This window comes from Streptomyces sp. NPDC085900 (genome assembly GCF_044540925.1).
Classification (GTDB): domain Bacteria; phylum Actinomycetota; class Actinomycetes; order Streptomycetales; family Streptomycetaceae; genus Streptomyces; species Streptomyces gilvifuscus.
The window spans coordinates 420,840-438,347 of record NZ_JBITSP010000008.1 but is presented as its reverse complement, the minus strand read 5'-3'; the positions used below and the strand labels follow the sequence as shown (position 1 = coordinate 438,347).

Below are 17,508 nucleotides of genomic sequence, written 5' to 3'. Positions count from 1 at the left end.
GTGGCCTCCACCAGGGCGCGCAGTTCGTGCAGGGCCAGCGCGGACTGGCCGAGGGTGAGGGCGTTGCTGCTGATGAAGGCCAACGCATCGTTGTTATCAAGGATTTGCGGATCCGGGGCGCCGACAGCGGCGGATCCAGGGGCGTCGACAGCGGTGAACCCGGTGGCACCGACCGCAACGGACCCAGCGGCGCCGACCGCAGCGGATCCGTGGGCGGCGGTCGACCTGCCGAAGGCCTTTTCGCCGAGGCCACCCGACGGCCCGCCCGCATCCGCGCAGGTTCCGCTCGCCAGCCACGGATGCTCCCCCGCGAGCGCCAGCCCGACCTGCGCCAGGGCCGCGATGTCCCCGGTGCCGACCGACCCGAACTCGTTCACGACCGGATACGCCCCGTTCGCCAGCGCCTCGCACAACGCCGTCACCACCGTCGGCCGTAGGCCCGCCCCGCCCGCGAGCAGCTGGTTGGCCCGTACGGCGAGCATGGCGCGCACCTGCCGGGCCGGCAGCTCGTCCCCGATGGCGCCCGCGTGGCTGCGCAGCAGCCGCAGCCCATGTTCGGCGGCCGCCTCGGTGGGCACGTCCTCGTTCCGGTTGGCGCCGACGCCGGTCGAGCGGCCGTAGACGCGACCGGTCGCGGCGATCTGCCGGGCCGCGTCCCAGGATGCGGTCACCCGCTTCATCGCGTCGGTCCCGGGCACCGGACGCGCGGAGCCGTCGGCGAGGCGGACGACGTCCTCAACGCCCAGCCCGATCCCGTCGAGGATCACCAGTTCGGTGTGCACAGCATCCGGCACGTCCACGATCTGAGACGACATCACGCCGAAACCCTCCCCTAACCGGACATCCGGTCTTGCCGTGCGGTCATCCGTTACTTCGGATTAACACCAAACCGTTGACAAGCTATTCAGCTACAGAGAACTCTGCATGACGTTATACAGCCGGGCAAGGGACATCTCATGATCCAGTTCGATGCGGTCCACAAGCGCTTCCCCAACGGCACGACAGCAGTCCACGACCTTTCCCTCCGCATGCCGGAAGGCGGTGTCACGGTCCTCGTCGGATCTTCCGGTTGCGGCAAGACGACCACCCTGCGGATGATCAACCGGATGATAGAGCCCACCTCGGGCACCATCCGGGTCGGCGGCAAGGACGTGACCCGGCAGGACGCCGCCGAGCTGCGCCGCTCCATCGGGTACGTCATCCAGCAGGCGGGCCTCTTCCCGCACCGCACGGTGCTGGACAACGTCGCCACCGTGCCGCTCCTGCTCGGTTGGAACCGGAAGAAGGCGCGCGCCCGCGCCGCGGAGCTGCTGGAGACCGTCGGTCTGGCCGCCGACGCCGGCAAGCGCTACCCGCACCAGCTCTCCGGCGGCCAGCAACAGCGCGTCGGCGTCGCCCGCGCCCTGGCCGCCGACCCGCCGGTCCTGCTCATGGACGAGCCCTTCGGCGCCGTCGACCCGGTGGTGCGCACCCAGCTCCAGGACGAACTGCTGCGGCTGCAGCAGGAGTTGAGCAAGACCATCGTCTTCGTCACCCACGACGTGGACGAAGCCGTACGCCTCGGCGACCAGATCGCGATCTTCCGCACTGGCGGCCACCTGGTCCAGTGCGCCACCCCTGCCGAGCTTCTCGCCCGCCCCGCCGACGACTTCGTGGCCGGCTTCCTCGGCGCCGAGCGCGGTCTGAAGCTGCTGTCGCTGAAGACTCTCTCCGGCGTCCCGCAGGGCCCGGCGCCGGAGGGCGGCACCTGGACCCTCGTCCTCGACGAGCAGCGCAAGCCCCTGCACTGGGTGTCGAAGGAGACCGAACTCCCCGTACGGCCGCTGCGCGACACCGACTCGCTGCTGTCCGCGCTCGACGAGTCCCTCGCCTCCCCCACCGGCCTGGTCGCCCGCGTCGACGCAGACGGCGTCCTCACCGGGGTGTCCTCCCGCGACGACATCCACGAGCACGCGGGCCGGGCACACACGGAAGCACGGGTGGCCGCATGACCATCGACTGGTCGTGGATAGGCGACCACACCGACGACCTGACCTCTCTCACGCTCTCCCACCTCCAGGCCGCCATGACCGCCGTCTTCTTCGGCGTGCTCATCTCGCTGCCGCTCGCGGTGATCGCCCACCGGATCCGCCCGCTGCGCGGCTTCCTGCTCGGCGTCTCGAACGTCCTCTTCACGATCCCGTCGATCGCGATCTTCGTGCTGCTGCTGCCGATCAGCGGCCTGACCCGCACCACCACGGTCATCGGCCTGACCGTCTACACCCTGGTCGTGCTGCTGCGGAACACCGTCGAGGGCCTGGACTCGGTCCCCGCGAAGACAAAGGAAGCGGCGAAGGCGATGGGCACGCGCCCCCTGCGCACGCTGCTCACCGTGGAGTTCCCGCTCGCGCTGCCCGTGATCATGGCGGGCGTGCGGATCGCGACCGTCATGTCGATCTCGCTGGTCTCGGTCGCCACTTATATCGGCGACGGCGGCCTCGGCCAGCTCTTCACCGACGGCTTCCAGCGCGACTTCCCGACCCCGGTGATCGTGGGCGTGGTCCTCACCATCCTGCTCGCCGTGGTCGCCGATGCGCTGCTGGTGGCGCTCCAGTACGTGCTGACCCCGTGGCGCAGAAGGCGAGCCTGAGATGTACGAGCTCTTCAAGAACCTCGGCAAGTGGCTCACCAGCGGCGCGAGCTGGTCCGGGACCGACGGCATCGCCCACCGCCTCGCCGAACACCTCCAGTACTCGCTGCTCGCGACCCTCATCGCCGCCGCCATCGGCCTCCCCCTCGGCCTGCTCATCGGCCACACCGGCAAGGGCGCCTTCATCGCGATCAACCTCGCGTCCTTCGGCCGCGCGCTGCCGACCGTCGGCCTGGTCGTGCTGGTCTTCCTGGCGGGCGGGCTGTCGATGCTGCCGGTGTACGTCGCCCTGGTCGCCCTCGCGGTCCCGGCGATCGTCACCAACACCTACGCCGGGATGACCGCTGTGGACCCGGACGTGAAGGACGCGGCCCGCGGCCAGGGCATGCGGGGCCACCAGGTCCTGTTCCAGGTCGAGTTGCCCCTCGCGCTCCCCCTGATCATGACCGGCCTGCGTCTCGCGCTGATCCAGGTCGTCGCCACGGCCACCATCGCCGCGTACGTCTCCTTCGGCGGCCTCGGCCGCTACGTCTTCGACGGCCTTGCCCAGCGCGACCTCGTGCAGGTGCTGGGCGGCGCGGTGCTGGTCGCCGTAGTCGCCGTCGCCCTGGACCTGGCCCTGTCGGGCCTGCAGCGCTTCCTCTTCCGCCACCGCACCGCCTAGGGAACACCGATCATGAACCGACGCACCCTCCTCGGCGGCCTGTTCGCGGCCGCGTCCGTTCCGGCCCTGTCCGCCTGCGCGAGCGGCATCACCTCGCTCGACAGTCAAGGCTCCACGTCCGGCGGCGGTGGCTCCAGCAAGAGCGGCATCACCATCGGCACCGCCAACTTCACCGAGAACCAGGTCCTCGGCTACCTCTACGCGGCCGTCCTGAAGGCCGCGGGCGTCAAGGTCAAGGTCCGCCCCAACCTCGGCACCCGGGAGATCGTGATCCCCGCGCTGAAGGCCGGCGACATCGACCTGCTGCCCGAGTACCAGGGCGCCCTCCTGAACTACCTCGCGCCGAAGGACAACTCCTCGGAGCCCGGCACCATGCAGAACGCGCTCACCCTCGCGCTGCCCGCCGGCCTCCAGGTGCTGCCGTACGGGGAGGCGGCCGACTCGGACTGCTTCGTCGTCACCCGGGCGACCGCCCGCAAGTACGGCCTGACCACCCTCGCCGACCTGGCCGACCACAACGGCAAGCTGGTCATCGGTGCCGCGCCCGAGGTGAAGAAGCGCCGGGTGGGAGCCGTGGGCCTGAAGGACTTCTACGGCGTGGAGTTCAAGGAGTTCAAGTCCCTGGACTCCGATGGCCCCCTGGTCAAGGGCGCCCTCAAGAAGGGGGACGTCGACGTGGCGAACCTCTTCACCACCGACACCGACATCGCCGCCAACGGCTGGGTGGTGCTGACCGACCCGAAGAACCTGATCCCCAGCCAGCACATCGTCCCGCTCATCGCCGACCGCAAGTGCGACGACACGGTCCGCAGGGCGCTGGCCAAGCTCGGCAACGTCCTCACCACCGAGCAGCTCACCCAGCTCAACAGCCGGGTCGACAACGACAAGAAGGACCCGGAGGACGTGGCGAACACGTACGCGAAGCAGCACGGGCTGGTCTGATCGCCGGTCCGCCCGACAAGCACAAGCAGTCAGTTGACCACCGTCGCCACCAGGACGACGGCACTGCCGCGGCGCGGCCAGGGCAGCACTCCTTGCGCCTGCGTCGGCAGGGCGTCAGCCAACCGTCAATTCTTCGTCGCAACGTAGTAGACGTTGATCGGGTCGCCCTCGACGGCCTCGACGTCGACGTTCCCGAAGCCGGCCTCCTTCAGCATCCACACTGCCGTCTGCTGTCCCCACGCGGTGCCCAGGCCGACTCCGCCCGTGCTGAGCGAGGTCGTCATGCAGTAGAAGACGGAGAATCCGTACAGCGCAGGCGCAAAGGGGTGTGCGATGTTCTCCTCCAGCTTGCTGGACGCGGCGACGTCGCCCATCAGGAAGGTGCCGCCCGCGCGCAGGGCCCGCGCGATCGCTGCCAGTGTCTCGGCCGGCCGGGCCAGGTCGTGGATCACGTCAAGGGCGGTGATGAAGTCGTACTCGCCGGTGATCTGCGTCGAATCGGCCTGTATGTAACGGAGGTTGTCCAGCCCGGCACGAGCCGCCTGGGCTCGCGCGGTCTCGATGCCGGTCTCCGACTGGTCCAGACCGTGGAAGCGGCTGGCCGGGAAGGCCCTGGCCAGCACCAGAGGGGCGTGTCCCTCCCCGGTGCCCACGTCGAGCATGTCGATGCCGGCGCGCAGCCGCTCATCAAGTCCGCGCGATGGCTTCCACGTGTCACCCCTTACCAACCCGCTGCCAAACCCGGCCCCACCTCGCGCCGGAGCCGCCCCGCGTGAGGCGAACAGGCCAACGTACGAAGCTCAAGGCACCTTCCGGCAGGGTGAGTTGGAGCGCACGAAGGGCGTGAAAGAGGCATAGACGGCGCGCTGGGAGCGCCCGGAAGACAAAGCTCCGCGTCTCTGCCTCCCGTCACCGATCAGTCCGGGGCAGGCAAATGGCCAGGAGCCGCGGGTCCAGGAGCGGGCACCTCCATCCACACGCCGGCGTGGTACGCGGCGCAGTCGCGCTTCACAGGGCCTGGCCCGCCGCGCAGGCCGTGGCATGACCCCGCCGGACACTCGTGCCGTTGATCGGCTTACGCAGGAAACCGTCGATCTCGTCTGTCGGCGTACTCGCGCGCGACGATCCATCCCTCGGTGTCGGACATGCCGGCGTACCAATCTGCACTTGTCGGCCTGGCCGATGAATTCCGTTCCTCCATTCGGCGGAACACACTGGTCAATGGCTTCGCAACTTCCGTAGCGTGGGGCACTGGCCCGTCCCTTCTCAGCTGGAGTCATTCAGTGAGCACCGACATTTCTGAACCCCTGATCCTGCGTCGCCGGGGAATCACGGACCGAATCGACGGGCTCTTCGAGGCCATTTCCAGGGATGCGGCGCTGCGTGAACGGTTCGTCAAGAACCCCGCGCAGGTCCTTTCCGAACATGTCGACGGTGTGAGCCTGCCGGAGCAGGAGGCATCAGCGACCAATCAGCTTGTGTATGCCGTGCTCTCCAACCAGCCGCTGCGGGAGTGGCTGCAAAGCTACGCGGAGCAACGGCAGGGCGCACCTCCTTCTCGCTCCGCCTTCATGGACGACTTCACCCAGGCCGTACTCGAACACGGTGGTGACCACGCCATCCTCGAATTCATCAGGAACAGCGCAACACCGCACAGCCCCCGGGAAATCACCGGAGATCACTTCATCACCAGTGGCACGATCTTCGTGGACGGCTTCGCCTTTTCGGCGCACAGCAGCAACAACGCGACCTTCCATGCAATCCAGTCCTTTCAGCACTCGTCAGAATTCGATCACACCGGGGGCACGAGCGTGGAGGTCGAACAGGCGTCGAAGCACTACGCGGACCGGGAGGGCGGAGTCTACGGATCCGGCTGTGTTCGCGTCGCCATCGATGCGCTGGTCCGTTACGCCACCGAGCTGCATGGAGAGCCGGTCGCCGAAGAGCGCATTGAGGGAGAGCGCGTTGGCTGAGATCGCCCACAGGGAACTACCGGGACTGCGGCGGCATATGGACCGTGGGCCTCTCACGCTCTCCATCATGCCCACGTTCACCTGTCCCGCGGCATGCAATGAATGCGGCACTTTGTCGAGCCCGCGGGAGCGTACGCAGCTCGATTCCGAGCACATCACCGCCACCATCGACGAAGCCAAGAGGCTGGGTTTCTACAATGTGGTCTTCACCGGCGGCGACGCCACGCTCCGCTGGAAGGACCTCCTCCACGGAATCAGCTACGCACGGCGTCTCGGCTTCCCCACGCGGCTTGTGACCAACGCCCATTGGGCGCGGACCCTCGATACGGCCCGGAAGAAACTAGGCCTCCTGATCGAAGCGGGCCTCTCAGAGATCAACTACAGCACTGGGGACGAGCACATCAAATTTGTCCCCATCGACCGTGTCGCGCACGCGGTCGTGGCTGCGTGCGAGCGCGCGTACAAAGTCCATGTCATGGTCGAGTTGAAGAGCGAGAACAGCGTCACCAGGGAATCACTGCTGCATCACCCCCTGGTCTCCGCGCTAAGCCCCGAACAGCTCGCGCACCTTTCAGTCGAGTTCAGCCCCTGGATGCCGATGACCCACGCGTCCACGCACACATATCCGGAAGGCGCCGTGGTGGACCGGCACAACATCGGCAGACGCTCCGGGTGCGACAACCTGCTCCAGACCTATACCGTCCAGGCCGACGGCAGAATCGGCGCCTGCTGCGGCCTCGGCATGCGGACCATCCCCGAACTCAACGTGGGCCATGTACGTCAGCCCGATTCCCTGGCCCGGGCGATCACGGAGGCCGAAGAGGATCTGCTGAAGTTGTGGATCCACTACGAGGGGCCGGAACGCATCGTCGCCTGGGCAGCTCGCCACAATCCCCGGATCGATTGGGAGGGGCGTTACGCCCACCACTGCCAGTTCTGCCACCGTCTTTACCACGATCCGGAAGTCCGGAAAGTCATCATCGAGCACTGGGAAGAAGTCGTTGCCGAAGTACTCCGTTCCGCTTAGCTGGACGAAGTCCATGTCCCGAGGTCCGTGGCTGAGGCACTGAGCGTCGGGCGGGCACCGTGAGCACCGCGCAGAATCTGTTCCTCGTTGCGAATGCCGCGGTGATCTGCCCGCTGGAGGGATAGCAGACCGTCGACATGCGGTCGAACCGCCACCGCCGGGCCGTCCAGCCCAGCTTGCGCAGCACGGCATCCAGGGCCTGCACCAAGTGCGGGAAGTCCTCGCACTTCGCCGACTGAGCCCGCCAACGTCCCGAACGCTTGCCCCGGCCCAGGGCTGATGCGTTCTCAGCCAGCGAGATGAACTGATCGCATGTATACGCGTCGCTGCGGACGGTTTGCCCGGTTCGCCATTGAGCAGTGTGCATCGTGAAGTCGCGGGTCACGGGTCTGGCGTGAAGGGCGAGTTGGGTACTCGCGGTCGGCGGCCGATGACCATGGTGTAGATCATCGGGCAGGTTCGGCTCTGGCGGGATGCCGGGTTTGGCTGCGCCCACGACCGTCCCCGCCTACGATCCGTCAGCAGGTCGGCACGCCGTGAGAATGCGGGAGGGCGCGGGGGATGCGGGCGCGGCAGCGGATCACCGCCCGCCGGAGCGAACTGGACGCTCTCGCCGAGGAGTTGGGCAAGCAGTTCCAGGAGGCAGGCTGAGCGGCACGAACCGGCGATCGCGGAGCGGAGTGTTGAACCGCCTGGCCGAGCAGGCCCGGGCCGACGCCGGGCTGTCGCTCCTGCATCGGCGAAGGTGGCCGGGCGGGCAGTCCTGCTCATCCCGCATCGCGGCGACGCGGCCGACGAGGGCGGGCTGCCCGGCGACTACCGCAAGATCCTGGCGATCGTGCGGGAGGCGGACGGCCCGGTGCGGGTCAGGGCGGTCCACGAAGCGGCTGGGGCTGGACGCCTCGGACACGGCAAGCTGGAACCTTTGCGGGCGAAGATGACCAAGCTTGCCGCCCGGGGCTGGCTGCACAAGCGCGGCGACGGGCGGTTCTCGGCACGTCCGTAGGCGCGCGGGGCGGGCTCGTAACTGACGGGCCCTCGGCGGCAATGGGGATCGCCCTCCTGCCAGAGCACTAACGGCCGCTGAAGAAGTCGGTGAGGGCGGCGGCGACGGCCTCGGGCTGCTCTTCGGGGATGTAGTGACCGGCGTCTGGCACGATGACGCCGGTCACGTTCTCGGCCCACGGGCTGATGGAGGCCGCCATATCCGGGATCGAGCCGTGGCTGCTGGAGATTCCGAGGACGGGTGCGGTCAGTCGGCGTTGCTCGAGTGATGCGTGGTTCTTGCGCGCGGACTCGGCGGCGTCCCGGTAGTAGGCGAGGCCGGCGCGCAGGCCGCCATCGACGGCGAGGGCCGCGCCGTAGTGGTCGAGCTCTGCTTCCTCGAACGCGTCGGGCGCGAGGGACTTGGTCTTCAGGAACCAGCTGATGTACTCCCGCTCGCGGCCGGCTATCAGCGTCTCGGGAAGATCGGGCACCACGTGGAACGCGAAGTGCCAGGTCTTGAACGCCAGCGTCGGGTCGAGGGGGATCGTTTCCGGCATGGTGATACCGGGAATTCCGGCGTCGAGCAGCGCGACCCCGTGCAGTCGGCTCTCGTAGTTCAGGGCGAGGGAGAAGGCGACCCAGGCGCCGATGTCGTGCCCGGCGAGCCAGTAGTCCCGCACGCCGAGAGCGTTCACGGCGGCCTGGATGTGCGCGGCGACCGTGTGCGTGTCGTAGCTGAGCTCCGGATGCTCGGAATTGCCTTGGCCCGGCCGGTCGATCGCTATGACACGGAACCGATCGGCGAGAGCAGGCATGACCTTTCGCCAGGCCCACCAGGTCTGCGGGAACCCGGTGAGCAGGACGACGGCCGGTCCGTCCGGCCGACCGCCTTCGACGGCGTGCAGGCGGACGCCGTCGGCGTCGACCCAGCGGTGCGTGAATCCGGCCAGGTCATGCAGGGGCAGGGCGGGGACGGGGTTGGTCATGGGAATCCTCCATCGAGGCGGGTGGACCGTGATTCGACGCTAGCACTTCTTGAACTGATCAGTCCAAGATGGGAGGATGGGCCGCATGGCAGGCAAGAAACAGTTCGACATGGACACGGTGCTCGACGCCGCGATGATCCAGTTCTGGCGCTCCGGCTACGCCGACACCTCGCTCGACGACCTGTCCCGGGCGACCGGCCTGAACCGCAGCTCGATCTACTCCTCGCTCGGCGACAAGGACGCGCTCTTCCTTCGCTGCCTGGATCGCTACGCCACGCGCTACGGCGACAAGTTCGACGCCGCCCTCTCGTGCGCAGCCGTGGACCCCGTCGCCGCCGTCCGTGCGTTCTTCGACGTCACCCTGAGGCGCATCGCCGACCCCGCCGTGCCCGACGGATGCCTGATGGCCCAGTCGGTCATGGCGAGTCCGGCGCTGCGCCCGAGCGTCGCAGAGCATGTCAAAGAGCTGTTCGGCCTCCAGCGCCCGCGCCTGCGCACCGCGCTGAAGGCCGGCGGAATGTCCGACGAGAACGCCGAGGACTTCGCCGTACACGTAGCGGCCGTGAACCAGTCTCTCGCGGTGATGGGTAGGGCCGGGTCGAGCCCGGAGCAACTCCGGGCGATCGTCGGGGTGACCGTCGACGCGCTCGCGCGGGCGCTGAGACCGGTCGGATAGCTGGCATATCGACCGCAGTGTGCGCGGGCGGCCGCCTCAAGGTAGACGCCGAGCCGTCGGCCAGTGTTCGGGCCGAGTTCGGCATTCACGCTCTCCCATAGTTCATACCAGTACTCGCAACGCGCCCGGGCACGACTGGGTCCTGCCCCCGAAGTGCGCCCGGCACGAGCCGGGGGTGCGGAAGACTGACCGCTTGCTTGCCCTGCCAGGGCTCTTGGCACCGGTGGGCCGTCGCCCGCTGCGGTCCTGCTCCGGAGCGGGAGCGCGGCATCCTCTTGCGTCAAATCACCCCGTGCCACCAGCATCACCGCGACCAGTGCCCACAGTGGCGCAAAGTTGGACCCAGGCTGACCCGACAGCCGCTCGGTGAAGCGGGACACGCTCACACGCCGCACCCCGATCATCGAGCAGGTGATTGGCCCGGGCGACCACGACGCCCTTGTCGAGCCCCGAGTCCGCCCACAGCCGCCACAACCCGGCTCCGAGCGCCCCCGTCCGGAGCCCGCGGACGTCTCCTCAGACGGCTTCTGCGTCATGAGGCTCCTGCCGCACGCCCCACGACGGCCGCACCTCTCCGGGCTGCGGAAATTTCGCTTCCCGGCTCCATCAGCACCCGGCTGACTTGCGCACACAATGCCGCCCACCGTTTGCTTCCGGGCACCACGACACGGCCATACGGGCCCGGGTCCATGAGCAGGGCCCCGGTCGCACGGGCCGGGACCAGAGGCAAGGGAGAGGGAAGTCAGCAAGTGATGGGCATGGCATGGGTGCTGGTGGCCGGCCTGGCGGTGCTCGCGATCACGGTCGTCACCGTCGCCCATCTGGCACTCAGGGGCAACGTGCCGCCGCACGAGAGCGGCTACTGCACGCGCTGTCCACGGTCTTCCGCGCGCTCGCGGACGTGGTGCGCGCGCTGCGGGACAGGAGATAACTGTTTCATGGCCGAGGACATGCCGGGTGGAAGCATAGCTTCCGCCCCGGTTTGCGTGAGTGTGACCTCGTGATCGGGGGCAGGGTGTACGCGAACAGCGCGCCACTCCCCGGCCCTGCGCCTGCTCAAGCCCTCGAAGCGAACGTCACGCTCTCCGCGTCCGGCTCCAGGTCGCCGCCGCCCACCCCCCTATCCGCAAAGCCTGGGTGGACGGCGGCTACCACCAGCACCTCGGCGAACACGCCGTCACCCTCGGCATCGACGTGGAAATCGTCCAACGCGCCCCCGGAACCAGGGGATTCACCCCGTTGCTCAAACGCTGGACCGTCGAGCGCACCTACGGCTGGCTGGTGTTCCACCGCCGCCTCACGTGCGACTACCAGAGCCCGCCCGCCGCTCCGAAGCCATGATCCACCTCGCCACATATACGCAATCTGCCCACAGCGGGGCCCACCAACCGGGTGTCGTACCGTTGTTGTCAGCGTGGTCAGCTGAACGTGTTGCAGGCGGCGACGCGGCCGGAGCGGTAGCCGGTGGCAAACCACTGCTGGCGCTGGCTCGCGGAGCCGTGGGTCCAGGTATCGGGTGTGACCTTGCCCTGGTAGCGCTGCTGGATACGGTCGTCTCCGACGGCGGCGGCCGCGTCCAGCCCGCGGTTGATGTCGTCCTTCGTCAAGTCGGTGATCAGTGGCTCACCGCTCTTGGGGTCGGGGGTGGTGGTGGCGTGGTGGGCCCACACTCCGGCGTAGCAGTCCGCCTGCAACTCGAGTTTCACCGAGCCGCTGTTCTGGCCTTTTCCGCTGCCGCGGGAGATCGTTCCGCTGAGGTCCTGGAAGTGGTGGCCGTATTCGTGCGCGATGACGTAGGCCTCGGCGAACGGGCCGCCCTTGGCGCCGAACTTGCTGCTCAGGTCGTTGAAGAAGCCGAGGTCGAGATAGACCTTGTCATCGGCTGAGCAGTAGAAGGGGCCGACGTCGGAAGTAGCGTTCCCGCAACCGGTGTTCACACTGCCGGTGAAGAGGAACGTCGGGGCCTGCTGGTAGGGCTTGCCGGCGGCTGTCTCCGTCTGCTTCCAGAATGCCTGCACGCTGTCGACCACGGCAACGATCCGGCACTCCTCCTTGCGGTTGGCGTCGGCACCGGTCCGGCACTCCGCCGCGAGGTCAGCGGCTGACTCGCCGGACGAGGACGTCTCGCTGCTGCCGGAGCCGAACATACCGGGGTCGACACCCAAGAGCACGGACACGACCAGCACCACGAGCCCGACCAGTCCCCCGCCGACGGTCTTCCCGCCGCCCGGGATCCCGCCCAGCGCACCTCCCCGACCGTCCTCGACCTCGGACGTGTCCAGAGCAGCATCGTCGTCGAATTGCATCCCGTTGACCCTCTCTCAAATAGCGCGCCGGACCGCCCCGCGTCGTCCCGCTCGCCTACCCCGTACGAGGACATCCCCATCCCGACCTCTTCCTGCTCCGCCTCTCGAAGGAGCCGGCGGGCGACGTCGCGACGCCGATCTGTGGGTGAACGGCGGACCGCCGTACGCGGCGACGGCCCCTCCACGCCGTCGACCGCGCAGCGGCGGCGCGGCGGGAGGGTGCTGCGGTCGCGCATGACGGTCCGCCACACCTCCATCTGGGCGGCCATCGGCGCCGGCAGCTCGGCGATGCACGAGGTGGCCCAGGCGGTCATCGCGCACGCCGGTTCGTAGTGCAGGATGCCGGTCTCCTGCAGGATGGAGGTGGCGTGGTGGGGGTGCCGGTTGGGGATTTCGGCCAGTACTGCGGCCTCCGTGGCAGTCAGCCGTGGGGCGGGGGCGTCCAGCAGGCCCAGCAGGAGGTTGACTCCGATCGGTGAGGGGCGGTGGCATCAGTGGTTGCGGAACGGTGCCCAAGGGTCGGGGAGGGGAGCGCTCGGGTCCCCTCCCTCGGTGGACAGCCCGACGTAGGCGCGTAGGGCGGGGCGGGTACCGGGGAGGCCGTACTGGGTGAACCGCTCGTGGAGGTCCGAGCCGAACGGTACGGGCTGGAAGTCCGCGGCGGTCAGCAGCTCGGCCAGGACCCTCAGCAACTCCCGGCGCCCAGGGGAGAGCTCGGCGAACACCGGCACGGTGTCCGCGGGCTCGAACAAGGCTTCCAGCAGGTTCTCGGCGCGGACCGCCGGCGGGCGGGGCACGACGCCGGTCTCCTCGATACGAGGCAAGGCGCGGACGATCTCCAGGAGGACCCCGTCCGGGGCCTCAGCGGCGCCCATCAGGTGCAGCAGGCTGCGGACGGTGTAGCTGTGCAGGTCGCCCGCGTGATGGACGGTGGCGGTCTCGGGAGCCGGCCCGGCGCCGAAGGCCGCCAGCTCGGCGGCGATGCGCTCTGCCTGCGGCAGGCCGGGGGCAGTGGCCGGGTGTGCAACCAGCAAGCGGGTCAGGGCGGTGGCGGCGGCCCAGCGCGGCAAGGGGTGCTCGTGGTCGAGGTGGTGCCGGAGTCGGCCGTCCGGGTCGTGGTCGGCGATCAGTCCGACCGAGACGAGGACCGTGGCGACGCAGACTGGGTCCCGCTCACCGTCGAGGCAGGCCACCAAGGGGAGCAGGGTGGCGTCGGCCTCCTCGGGGAACCAGCCGAGGAGGTACGCGGTCTTGGTGCGGATCTCCGGTTCCTGGTCGTCGAGTAGATCGAGCAGGACGGGAAGCTGGGCGCGAACCGCGTCATAGGAGCGCAGTGCGCCCTCGCGGGCGTCGACGGGGTGCCCCGCCGCACAGTACGCCCGTCCCTCGCACAGGTTCTTCAGCCGCTTCTCGTCGGTCTCGGCGGCGATCTGCTCGTCGTACCAGCGCAGATTTTCTTCGGGGCTGACGGCTGCGGCGCGCCACGCGGCGGTGTCGATGCCGAGCGGGAGGTCGTACTCGTCGTGCCAATCAATGGCCAGACGGGTCAGCAGCAGCAGCGCGTCGGGCCGGGCGCCGACCGGGCCCGCGACGGCGATTCGGGTGAGGAACGGCACGGCGTACGGAGAGGCCGAGTACCGGGTGCCTTGGTGAAAGATGTTGCCGAACAGGCTGCGGAAGGCGCTCTCCCGGGCCTGCTCGTCCAGCCCACACAGGGTCCGGAGCTGGCCGGGCACGTCCTCAGCGCTGCCGTAGGCGTGCCCCAGGGCTGCCCAGTCGATGTCGTCCAGCCCTGCCAGGAGATCGTCGGATCGTTTCATGATCCGTATGCTCGCAGGGACCACTGCCACCAATCCCTCAGGCGTTCCTCGCCCCGTGGACGCCGTTTTGCCGGAGCGGCAACAGGAGTGGCGTGACCGGGCCACGAAGGGCGACGTTGGGCCCATGACCGACAACTTCACAACAAGATCGCCCGCGTCTGACCCTTCCTTGCCTGGCGACGGATACGTCGGAGACCCCGCGGTGCGGGCGGAGTGGGACAACCGATACGCCGACCGACAACAGCTGTGGAGCGGCCAGCCCAACGGTGCGCTTGTGGCCGAGGTCGCCGGGCTCACGCCCGGGCGGGTGCTCGACGTCGGCTGCGGCGAGGGCGCGGACGCCGTCTGGCTCGCGCGCGGCGGCTGGGACGTGACCGCGCTCGAGGTCTCGGGCGTGGCGCTGGAGCGGGCGGCCGGGCACGCGCGGGACGCAGGCGTCGCCGTTCATTGGGTACACGCCGCGCTGACCGAAGCGGCGCTCCCGCGGGCCTCCTTCGACCTGGTCTCCGCGCAGTATCCGGCCCTGCTGCGCACCCCCGATGCCGCAGCCGAGCGAGCGCTGCTCGCGGCCGTCGCGCCCGGCGGCGTGCTGCTGCTCGTACACCACGCGGGGATGGACGCCCAGCGGGCACACGACAGCGGCTTCGACCCGGCTGACTACGTCTGGCCCTCGATGGTCGCCGCCCTGCTCACCGACGACTGGAAGATGGAGGTGAACGAACAGCGACCACGCGTGGCACCCGACGGCGGCGCCGGCGCGCACCATACCGACGACCTGGTGCTGCGTGCGCGACGGCTGCGCTGAGCCCGACGACAAGGCAGACCTGGTCTTCCCGGACAGCGCGGGCACCGTCTGGAACAACACCGGCGAGGGCAAGGGGTCGTCCGGGGTACGCACGAAGATCGAGAGCAGCTGGCAGCACTACAATGGGCCCTTCTGGTACTCCAGCAGCGTTGCGCTATCTGGCCTGGTCAGAGGCATCGTCGGTGAAGTCCGGGAGGGGCAGCACCCCGGCGATGCGGTGATGGGTGGGTACGGGACGGCTGCAGCGGAAAGCACGACACTCCGCCCACACAGCTGGAATCGTCACTGCGCCGCCGCGGAACGACCTGGCGCGCCCTGCCCGAGCCTCTGGAAACGCTCAAGTTGCTTGGCAGCCAGAGCATCTGGCCAACAACCTGATCCGCATGGGAATCCTAGGACCGTCAAAAGACGCCACCCTCGTACTGCGCGATGCGGATGTGATCGCGGCCGTCCTGCGCCAGGCGCTGGCCGATGCCGCGCCCGAGGAACGCGCGGGTCTGGAACGCGCCGTTACGATCGCCGAGTCCACCGCCGCCGCCACTGCGGCCGAGGTACGCGCGCGCTGGGTCCACTCCCGGCTGGCCGCCGTCGGCTTCACCGGGGATGTCGCCTCCGTCGCAGCGGTGAAGGCACTGCGCCGGGCGGAGCCGACACTGAGCCTGGTGGCGGCGGTGCAACTGCAGAAGGAGGCCTTGGCGCACCCAGAGTGATCGTTACTCACTGTTCGGTGCCGGCGAGTCGGCGGTTTCGATTCCTTCCCCGCAGGCGCTGTAGCCAGCGGCTCGCCGCGAACGTGGCGACCCCGCAGCCTGTGATCCAGCCCCCGCTTTCCGTCGGCAGCGTGTGAAGTCCATCGCGCTCCGCGATGTAGATCGTCACCAGAGCAGGTGGCGTGGCGTCAGCGATTTCGCGCCGGCGTTGTGATGTGAGTATCCAGTCCACCGGCCGCCACAGGCGGCAGAACAGGTCGTGGGTGCGCAGGCGGGTGGCGGCGATGATGAATCCGGCAGCGTCTCTACTTTGCTGTTGCCGGGTCCGGGGCATCCCGTCTTCGGGCGCGCCCGCCAGGTGGGCCTCCCAGTGGCTGGTATCCCGTCTCCTGGCGGCCAGGCGGATGGCCCACGGGGCGATGCCCCAGCTCGGTTGGTGCGGCACCGAAGACCAGATTTCTGCAACCGCGGTGATTCCCACGGCTGCACCAGCCCCGCTCACCTGTGGCTGGGTGCCCGTCGAAAGCCGCGCGGAATGGGCCGGTCGGCACTGCACGTGTGGTGTTCACGCTTTCCCGCCGTCGCTTTCCCGGTCGCCGTCGGCGAGGTGATCGCCCTGGCGAACGGGCGCGTGGGCTCCGCAGGGTCGGAAGCGGGCGAGGTATGCCGGGCTCGGGCCGCGGCGCTCGGTCAGATGGAGGCCGGCGGCGTCGGCGAGCCGGTGCAGCCGGCCGAAGGGGATCCAGTGCCGGTCGAAGAACTCGCCGATCACCAGTCGCCCGCCTGGTGCCAGTACCCGTGCCGCCTCGCGCAGTACCCGATCCGGCTCGGGGATCTCGCCGAGCGCGGTCACGGCGTATACGGCGTCGAATGTCCCATCGGCGTAGGGCAGTTCACGTGCGTCCGAGCGGGTGGGCGTGATCGTCGCCAGGCCGTCGCGCTGTGCGCGGCACATCACGTGGTCGAGCATCTCCTGCTGGATGTCGAGCACATCGAGCCGTCCCTGCGGCCCGAGCTGCGGGGCGACGTGCAGCGACTGCAGTCCGGTCCCGGGGCCGATCTCCAGGATCCGCTCCCTGGGCCGCGGCCGCAGTACGGCGTCCATCCGGTCGGCGGTCAGGAACGGCAACGGCACGTAGAGCAGGCCGCGTTGGGCGTACGGATAGGGCGCCGTGTCGCCCAGCCACCAGGCGGCGGCCAACGCGGCGCCCGCGCCGGCGGCGACCGCCCAGCGGGTCCGGGCCGGGTTCGGGGCGACGGGGGCGGTGGTGATGCGGTGCATGGTGTTCTCCGGTTCATCGATTCGGTCCGTGGCACGCAGTGGGGCGGTCGGCGTCACACGGGCCGGCTCAGCGCCCGCAGCGCCAGCCGGCCGCACAGCGCGGCGAGCGGCAACTCGGCGCCGAGCGCCATGGCGACCGCAGTGGCGAAGTCGCCGCCCGGGGCCGCGGTCGTGGTGTCGAACCAGGCGTCCACCGCAAGCAGCGTCGCGGTCGCGGCGGCCGCAAGGGCATGCCGCCGGTCCCCGCGGGCGGCGAGGAGGCCGGTGGCGATCAGGCCGAGCGCCTCCAGCGCGTCGAGCCCGGCCCAGGCGACCGGCCAGTGCGCCGCGGTCGCGGTGGCCGGCAGGCCGGTGGCCAGCACGTACAGCCACGGCAGCAGGGCGAGCCCGCAGGCGACCAGCAGCCACCCGGCCCGCCGCATGCCCCGCCCCAGGCGCGGTTCCTGCGCCACTTCGTGGAGCGGGATGACCTCGGCGCAACCGACGTCCTCGGCGCCTGCCACTTCCTCATCGCACCAGGCCAGTTGACGCATCGTCTTCCCCCGCTCCCCGCCGGCTCTCCCTTTCACGTGCTCCACCCTGCGCCGCACACCAGGGCGCCGTCAGTCACGCAGGGTTCCGACCCGGGGTGGAGACAAGTGCACCCCCGAACCGGGCGGGAACGTCATGGCACGGGGATGGCCTGCGGCTTTACCGTTTGA

At 69.3% G+C, this 17,508-nt stretch carries 18 protein-coding genes and 1 pseudogene; 11 read left to right on the top strand and 8 right to left on the bottom strand.

The window, feature by feature from the left end; translation table 11 throughout:
- The coding region (locus ACIGDI_RS28415) for an aromatic amino acid lyase (protein WP_399902217.1) at positions 1-815 on the bottom strand (815 nt) is incomplete at its 3' end.
- 141 nt (positions 816-956) lie between these two features.
- Between ACIGDI_RS28415 and ACIGDI_RS28410 the strand changes: the two genes are divergently transcribed.
- Genes ACIGDI_RS28410 through ACIGDI_RS28395 form a run of 4 tightly spaced genes read left to right on the top strand, consistent with a single transcriptional unit; the run spans position 957 to position 4,235 of the window.
- Positions 957-1,991 (top strand): ABC transporter ATP-binding protein, encoded by a 1,035-nt coding sequence (locus ACIGDI_RS28410; protein WP_399902214.1) that lies wholly within the window; start codon positions 957-959, stop codon positions 1,989-1,991.
- On the top strand, positions 1,988-2,629 hold the full coding sequence (locus tag ACIGDI_RS28405) for an ABC transporter permease (protein ID WP_399902211.1): 642 nt from the start codon (positions 1,988-1,990) through the stop codon (positions 2,627-2,629). The genes ACIGDI_RS28410 and ACIGDI_RS28405 overlap by 4 nt, the downstream gene beginning before the upstream one ends.
- Before the next feature lies 1 nt (position 2,630).
- Entirely contained in the window at positions 2,631-3,293 is a 663-nt protein-coding gene (locus ACIGDI_RS28400) for an ABC transporter permease (RefSeq protein WP_351584630.1), read from the top strand.
- A gap of 12 nt (positions 3,294-3,305) precedes the next feature.
- Positions 3,306-4,235 (top strand): ABC transporter substrate-binding protein, encoded by a 930-nt coding sequence (locus tag ACIGDI_RS28395; RefSeq protein WP_399902208.1) that lies wholly within the window; start codon positions 3,306-3,308, stop codon positions 4,233-4,235.
- Positions 4,236-4,360: 125 nt separating this feature from the next.
- Here the strand turns inward: ACIGDI_RS28395 and ACIGDI_RS28390 are convergent, their stop codons facing one another.
- Positions 4,361-4,963 (bottom strand): class I SAM-dependent methyltransferase, encoded by a 603-nt coding sequence (locus ACIGDI_RS28390; protein ID WP_399902205.1) that lies wholly within the window; start codon positions 4,961-4,963, stop codon positions 4,361-4,363.
- Positions 4,964-5,518: 555 nt separating this feature from the next.
- Here ACIGDI_RS28390 and ACIGDI_RS28385 point away from each other — a divergent pair.
- The 3 genes from ACIGDI_RS28385 (at position 5,519) to ACIGDI_RS28375 (ending at position 8,241) form a co-directional block, all read left to right on the top strand.
- A complete protein-coding gene (locus tag ACIGDI_RS28385; protein WP_399902202.1) occupies positions 5,519-6,208 on the top strand; it encodes a hypothetical protein in 690 nt (229 codons plus the stop codon).
- Between the two features lie 67 nt (positions 6,209-6,275).
- The gene (locus tag ACIGDI_RS28380) at positions 6,276-7,235 is read left to right on the top strand and encodes a radical SAM protein (protein ID WP_399902200.1); all 960 of its coding nucleotides are present in this window, start codon (positions 6,276-6,278) and stop codon (positions 7,233-7,235) included.
- 745 nt (positions 7,236-7,980) lie between these two features.
- Positions 7,981-8,241, top strand: a complete 261-nt coding sequence (locus ACIGDI_RS28375; RefSeq protein ID WP_399902197.1) for a hypothetical protein — start codon at positions 7,981-7,983, stop codon at positions 8,239-8,241.
- A gap of 67 nt (positions 8,242-8,308) precedes the next feature.
- Here the strand turns inward: ACIGDI_RS28375 and ACIGDI_RS28370 are convergent, their stop codons facing one another.
- Complete coding sequence (locus ACIGDI_RS28370) at positions 8,309-9,208, bottom strand: alpha/beta fold hydrolase (RefSeq protein WP_399902194.1); 900 nt, start codon at positions 9,206-9,208, stop codon at positions 8,309-8,311.
- 85 nt (positions 9,209-9,293) lie between these two features.
- Between ACIGDI_RS28370 and ACIGDI_RS28365 the strand changes: the two genes are divergently transcribed.
- Entirely contained in the window at positions 9,294-9,884 is a 591-nt protein-coding gene (locus ACIGDI_RS28365) for a TetR/AcrR family transcriptional regulator (protein WP_399902191.1), read from the top strand.
- A gap of 1,098 nt (positions 9,885-10,982) precedes the next feature.
- A pseudogene (locus ACIGDI_RS28360) lies at positions 10,983-11,236 on the top strand (IS5/IS1182 family transposase); the annotation flags it as partial.
- A 66-nt stretch (positions 11,237-11,302) separates the two neighbouring features.
- Here ACIGDI_RS28360 and ACIGDI_RS28355 read toward each other — a convergent pair.
- Together ACIGDI_RS28355 and ACIGDI_RS28350 are read right to left on the bottom strand one after the other, a co-directional pair.
- Positions 11,303-12,190 carry a neutral zinc metallopeptidase gene (locus ACIGDI_RS28355; protein ID WP_399902188.1) on the bottom strand — a complete coding sequence of 296 codons (888 nt, stop codon included), beginning with the start codon at positions 12,188-12,190 and terminating at the stop codon, positions 11,303-11,305.
- Between the two features lie 491 nt (positions 12,191-12,681).
- Positions 12,682-14,010, bottom strand: coding sequence for a hypothetical protein (locus ACIGDI_RS28350; protein ID WP_399902185.1), 1,329 nt, complete (start codon positions 14,008-14,010; stop codon positions 12,682-12,684).
- Positions 14,011-14,134: 124 nt separating this feature from the next.
- On the opposite strand from ACIGDI_RS28350, the gene ACIGDI_RS28345 reads away from it, so the two are divergent.
- A complete protein-coding gene (locus ACIGDI_RS28345) occupies positions 14,135-14,815 on the top strand; it encodes a class I SAM-dependent methyltransferase (protein WP_399902183.1) in 681 nt (226 codons plus the stop codon).
- 383 nt (positions 14,816-15,198) lie between these two features.
- Positions 15,199-15,525, top strand: a complete 327-nt coding sequence (locus ACIGDI_RS28340; protein ID WP_399902180.1) for a hypothetical protein — start codon at positions 15,199-15,201, stop codon at positions 15,523-15,525.
- A gap of 7 nt (positions 15,526-15,532) precedes the next feature.
- Here ACIGDI_RS28340 and ACIGDI_RS28335 read toward each other — a convergent pair whose 3' ends face one another.
- The 3 genes from ACIGDI_RS28335 to ACIGDI_RS28325 all read right to left on the bottom strand — a co-directional run bounded on the left by ACIGDI_RS28335 (position 15,533) and on the right by ACIGDI_RS28325 (position 17,376).
- Positions 15,533-16,006: a hypothetical protein gene (locus ACIGDI_RS28335; RefSeq protein WP_399902178.1), complete on the bottom strand. Its 474-nt coding sequence runs from the start codon at positions 16,004-16,006 to the stop codon at positions 15,533-15,535.
- An 84-nt stretch (positions 16,007-16,090) separates the two neighbouring features.
- Positions 16,091-16,807: a class I SAM-dependent methyltransferase gene (locus ACIGDI_RS28330; RefSeq protein ID WP_399902175.1), complete on the bottom strand. Its 717-nt coding sequence runs from the start codon at positions 16,805-16,807 to the stop codon at positions 16,091-16,093.
- A 53-nt stretch (positions 16,808-16,860) separates the two neighbouring features.
- Positions 16,861-17,376 (bottom strand): hypothetical protein, encoded by a 516-nt coding sequence (locus tag ACIGDI_RS28325; RefSeq protein WP_399902172.1) that lies wholly within the window; start codon positions 17,374-17,376, stop codon positions 16,861-16,863.
- Between the last annotated feature and the right edge of the window lie 132 nt (positions 17,377-17,508).

Excerpts from the sequence above, each read along its gene's own strand:
- ACIGDI_RS28365 (WP_399902191.1), top strand. The coding sequence starts at position 9,294 with ATGGCAGGCAAGAAACAGTTCGACATGGACACGGTGCTCGACGCCGCG.
- ACIGDI_RS28340 (WP_399902180.1), top strand. The coding sequence starts at position 15,199 with ATGGGAATCCTAGGACCGTCAAAAGACGCCACCCTCGTACTGCGCGAT.
- ACIGDI_RS28400 (WP_351584630.1), top strand. The coding sequence starts at position 2,631 with ATGTACGAGCTCTTCAAGAACCTCGGCAAGTGGCTCACCAGCGGCGCG.
- ACIGDI_RS28410 (WP_399902214.1), top strand. The coding sequence starts at position 957 with ATGATCCAGTTCGATGCGGTCCACAAGCGCTTCCCCAACGGCACGACA.
- ACIGDI_RS28405 (WP_399902211.1), top strand. The coding sequence starts at position 1,988 with ATGACCATCGACTGGTCGTGGATAGGCGACCACACCGACGACCTGACC.
- ACIGDI_RS28345 (WP_399902183.1), top strand. The coding sequence starts at position 14,135 with ATGACCGACAACTTCACAACAAGATCGCCCGCGTCTGACCCTTCCTTG.
- ACIGDI_RS28395 (WP_399902208.1), top strand. The coding sequence starts at position 3,306 with ATGAACCGACGCACCCTCCTCGGCGGCCTGTTCGCGGCCGCGTCCGTT.
- ACIGDI_RS28380 (WP_399902200.1), top strand. The coding sequence starts at position 6,276 with ATGCCCACGTTCACCTGTCCCGCGGCATGCAATGAATGCGGCACTTTG.
- ACIGDI_RS28350 (WP_399902185.1), bottom strand. The coding sequence starts at position 14,010 with ATGAAACGATCCGACGATCTCCTGGCAGGGCTGGACGACATCGACTGG.
- ACIGDI_RS28370 (WP_399902194.1), bottom strand. The coding sequence starts at position 9,208 with ATGACCAACCCCGTCCCCGCCCTGCCCCTGCATGACCTGGCCGGATTC.
- ACIGDI_RS28355 (WP_399902188.1), bottom strand. The coding sequence starts at position 12,190 with ATGCAATTCGACGACGATGCTGCTCTGGACACGTCCGAGGTCGAGGAC.
- ACIGDI_RS28330 (WP_399902175.1), bottom strand. The coding sequence starts at position 16,807 with ATGCACCGCATCACCACCGCCCCCGTCGCCCCGAACCCGGCCCGGACC.